General features: G+C 74.4%; 2 protein-coding genes and 1 pseudogene. 2 read left to right on the top strand and 1 reads right to left on the bottom strand.

The window, feature by feature from the left end; genetic code table 11:
- A pseudogene (locus ABD308_RS24555) lies at positions 1 to 274 on the bottom strand (hypothetical protein); the annotation flags it as partial.
- Positions 275 to 517: 243 nt separating this feature from the next.
- On the opposite strand from ABD308_RS24555, the gene ABD308_RS24550 reads away from it, so the two are divergent.
- Together ABD308_RS24550 and hppD are read left to right on the top strand one after the other, a co-directional pair.
- Positions 518 to 1,858 (top strand): phosphoribosyltransferase family protein, encoded by a 1,341-nt coding sequence (locus ABD308_RS24550; RefSeq protein ID WP_344338660.1) that lies wholly within the window; start codon positions 518 to 520, stop codon positions 1,856 to 1,858.
- A 341-nt stretch (positions 1,859 to 2,199) separates the two neighbouring features.
- A complete protein-coding gene (gene hppD, locus ABD308_RS24545) occupies positions 2,200 to 3,414 on the top strand; it encodes a 4-hydroxyphenylpyruvate dioxygenase (protein WP_344338657.1) in 1,215 nt (404 codons plus the stop codon).
- The last annotated feature ends 15 nt before the right edge of the window (positions 3,415 to 3,429 follow it).

The following is a 3,429-nucleotide window of genomic DNA, read 5'->3' as shown; positions in this document are numbered from 1 at the left end:
CGGCCTCGGCGAGGGCCGGGTTGCCCGGGTCCAGCACGCCGGGGATGAAGCGGACCCGGTAGCGGACCGGCAGGGCGGTGGCGACCGTCCAGCCGGTGGCGGGGGCGCCGTTCACCGGGTCGCCGGTGGCGTGCAGGCCGTGCTCGTGCGCGCCGTGCTGGTGCGGGCCGTGCTCGTGCGCGCCGGGGGTGTGGGCACCGGCCGGGTGCGCGCCGGGGGCCTCGGGCCGGGCGGCGGAAGCGGCGGGACGGTGCTGCGGGTGGGGGATGGACACAGGTCGGCTCCTTCGGCGGGGCGACGGATCGGGGCGGGTCGTACCGGTCGGGCGGCCCGGCGGCTGAGGGACGGACCGCCGGGCCGATGGCCACCACGCTGGCCCGCCCGCCGTCCCGGACGCACGGGCGGCCGGCCCCATCCGCGTCCCGGCCCCGCCCGGGACCGCCGGGACCACCACGCCCCTCAGCGCCGCACCCCGCACCGCCCGGGCGACGTACGGTGGAGAACGGAGGCCGACACCATGCACGCCACCGGTACCCACTTCATCGACCGCACCGACGCGGGCCGCCGGCTGGCCGCCCTGCTGGACCACCTGCGCGGCCCCGGCACCGTCGTGGTGGCCCTGCCGCGCGGCGGCGTCCCGGTGGCCGCCGAGGTGGCCGCCGCGCTCGGCGCGCCGCTGGACATCTGCGTGATCCGCAAGCTGGGCGTGCCGTACCAGCCGGAACTGGGCATGGGGGCGATCGGCGAGGACGGGGTGCGGGTGATCAACCAGCGGGTGGTGCGGCCCGCCGGGGTGACGCCGGAGCAGCTGGCCGCCGTGGAGGTCCGCGAGCGGGCCGAGCTGGAGCGCCGGGCGCACCGCTACCGGGGCGGCCGTCCGCCGGTGGACCTGCGCGGGCGCACGGTGGTGGTGGTCGACGACGGCATCGCCACCGGCTCGACCGCCCGGGCCGCCTGCCTGATCGTGCGGGCGCGCGGCGCGGCGCGGGTGGTGCTCGCGGTACCGGTGGCGCCGGCGGAGTGGACGGAGCGGCTGGGCTCGGTCGCCGACGAGCTGGTGTGCATCGGCACGCCGTCGCCGTTCTTCGCGATCGGCGAGTTCTACGCGGACTTCTCGCAGACCGAGGACGCCGAGGTGCTGCGCCACCTCGCCGCGGCCCGCACCGATCCGCCGAGGGCGGCCGGGGTGGCGGCGTCCGACCGCGAGGTGACGCTGCCCGCCGCCGGCGTCCGGCTGACCGGCCGGCTGACGGTCCCGGCCGGCGCCCGGGGCGTCGTCGCGTTCGCGCACGGCAGCGGCAGCGGCCGGCACAGCCCGCGCAACCGCCACGTGGCCGAGCACCTGAACCGCTCGGGGCTGGCCACCTTCCTGTTCGACCTGCTCACCGAGGACGAGGAGGAGGACCGGCGGAACGTGTTCGACGTCGATCTGCTGGGCGGCCGGCTGACGGACGTGGCCCGCGCGCTGCCCGCCGAGCAGGCCCGCGCCGACGGGGGTCCGTTCCTGCCGCTCGGTCTGTTCGGCGCGAGCACCGGGGCCGCCGCCGCGCTGTGGACGGCCGCCCGGCTCGGCGACGGGGTGGGCGCGGTGGTGTCCCGGGGCGGGCGGCCGGACCTCGCCGGGGCGGACGCGCTGGGCGCCGTGCGCGCGCCGACGCTGCTGATCGTCGGCGGCCGGGACGAGGCGGTGATCGACCTGAACCGGCGGGCGCGTGAGCGGCTGCGCTGCGAGAGTGAGCTGGCGGTGGTCCCGAACGCGGGTCACCTGTTCGAGGAGCCGGGGGCGCTGGACCGGGTCGCCGAGCTGGCCGGTGACTGGTTCGGCGGCCACCTCGCCCCCTGCGCGCCCCCGACCTGAGCGCCCGTCCGACTCCGTCCACCACCCCGCCCACCACCCACCCACCGTCCACCGTCCGCCGCCCACCGCCCTGACCAGCGCACACGCCCGACCGGGACCGATGCGCAGAACTCGTGAACCCCGCCGGATCGACCGAGCATTCTGCACAGCTTGACCAGCGATTTCCTGATCACCTTGTACACATTGAACAGTGAAAACCCGATCTATTGCTCAATCCGCCCGACTGGAGCAAGCTCTCCGCTCAGCCGCCCGCAACCGCCCTCGCCCCACCCCCGCCCTCGCGGAGCGGCCGCCTCAAGCGGATGCCTCAATGCCGAGGCCTCAATGTGGAGGAACGACCGATGACCCCGCAGTCCCACGCCCTTGAGCTGACCCCCGAGGAGCGCGAGGCCGGTCTCGACGCCGAGCAGCTGCGCCGCCTCGTCGGCCTCGTCGAGCACGACCAGGCCGCCGACCCGTTCCCGGTCACGGCGCAGGACGCCGTCGTGTTCGTGGTCGGCAACGCCACCCAGACGGCCCAGTTCTACCAGGTCGTCTTCGGCATGGAGCTGGTCGCCTACTCCGGCCCGGAGACCGGCCGCCGCGACCGCAAGTCCTACGTGCTGCGCTCCGGCTCCTGCCGCTTCGTGATCAAGGGCGGCGTCTCCCCGGACAGCCCGCTGCTGGACCACCACCGCCGCCACGGCGACGGCGTCGTCGACCTGGCCCTGGAGGTCCCGGACGTCGACAAGTGCATCGAGCACGCCCGCGCCCAGGGCGCCACCGTCCTGGAGGAGTCGAACGACGTCTCCGACGAGAACGGCACCGTGCGCCGCGCCGCGATCGCCACCTACGGCGAGACCCGCCACACCCTGATCGACCGCTCCCGCTACACCGGCCCGTACCTGCCCGGCTACATCGTCGCCCAGAGCAAGGTGCGGCACCCGGAGGGCTCGCCGCGCCGCCTGTTCCAGGCCCTGGACCACGCGGTCGGCAACGTCGAGCTCGGCAAGATGGACGAGTGGGTCACCTTCTACAACAAGGTCATGGGCTTCGTGAACATGGCCGAGTTCGTGGGCGACGACATCGCCACCGACTACTCGGCGCTGATGTCCAAGGTCGTCGCCAGCGGCAACCACCGGGTGAAGTTCCCGCTCAACGAGCCGGCCATCGCCAAGAAGAAGTCGCAGATCGACGAGTACCTGGAGTTCTACACCGGCGCGGGCTGCCAGCACATGGCGCTGGCCACCAACGACATCCTCACCACCGTCGACGTGCTGCGCTCGCGCGGCGTCGAGTTCCTGAACACCCCCGACTCGTACTACGACGACCCCGCGCTGCGCGAGCGGATCGGCAAGGTCCGGGTGCCGATCGAGGAGCTGAAGAGCCGCGGCATCCTGGTCGACCGCGACGAGGACGGCTACCTGCTGCAGATCTTCACCAAGCCGATCGGCGACCGCCCGACCGTCTTCTACGAGTTCATCGAGCGGCATGGTTCGCTGGGCTTCGGGAAGGGCAACTTCAAGGCGCTCTTCGAGGCCATCGAGCGCGAGCAGGAGCGCCGCGGCAACCTCTGAGGCCGGGCGCCCCGG

This window comes from Kitasatospora putterlickiae (assembly GCF_039527695.1).
In the GTDB taxonomy this organism is placed as follows: Bacteria; Actinomycetota; Actinomycetes; order Streptomycetales; family Streptomycetaceae; genus Kitasatospora; species Kitasatospora putterlickiae.
Note: the sequence above shows the minus strand (reverse complement) of the source record. Positions and strands in the feature narration are given on the sequence as shown.